This window comes from Micromonospora thermarum (assembly GCF_012034245.1).
Classification (GTDB): Bacteria; Actinomycetota; Actinomycetes; order Mycobacteriales; family Micromonosporaceae; genus Micromonospora; species Micromonospora thermarum.
Genome location: NZ_JAATEO010000102.1, coordinates 1 through 577, shown reverse-complemented (window position 1 = coordinate 577; position 577 = coordinate 1). Strand labels below are relative to the sequence as shown.

The following is a 577-nucleotide window of genomic DNA, read 5'->3' as shown; positions in this document are numbered from 1 at the left end:
GTTGGGTGCCGGTTGCGTTCCCCCGATCGAAAGGTTTGATCATCATGGGTACCAACCTTCTGCGGAGCACTGTTCTGACCGCTGCCGGGCTCGCCTTCACCGGCGGTGCGGTTGCCGGGCCGATCACCGGCGCCATGGCCGCTGCGGCTGACAAGCCGGGCGTGCAGGCCGAGCGCAGGGGTGAGAAGAAGCGGGAGCTGGACGTGCGCTACGAGGCGCAGCCGAACTTCTACTACTGCGGTCCGGCCGCGGCCCGTAACGCCCTGTCGGTGCAGGGCAAGGAGATCGACGTCGACTCGATGGCGCAGCGGATGGGCACCACCGAGGCCGGCACCGACTCGATCAACGACATCACCCCGGTGCTGAACAAGGAGACCGGTAAGGACGTCTACCGCAGCGTCGAGATCTCCGACCGCAAGGCCGATGAGAAGCAGACGGACAAGCTGCGCGCGGACGTGGTCCGTACCGTCGACGAGGGTCGGGCGCTGGTGGCCAACATCGCCGGTACCGCGATCGACACCGACGGTGGGGTGCACTCCTTCGAGGGCGGCCACTACATCAGCGTGGTGGGCTACCG

Annotated in this window: 1 protein-coding gene; it reads left to right on the top strand. The window is 67.1% G+C overall.

The features are described from left to right. Positions 1 to 44: 44 nt before the first annotated feature. On the top strand, positions 45 to 577 hold a 533-nt coding region (locus HCJ94_RS29390; protein WP_168004249.1), incomplete at its 3' end, for a C39 family peptidase.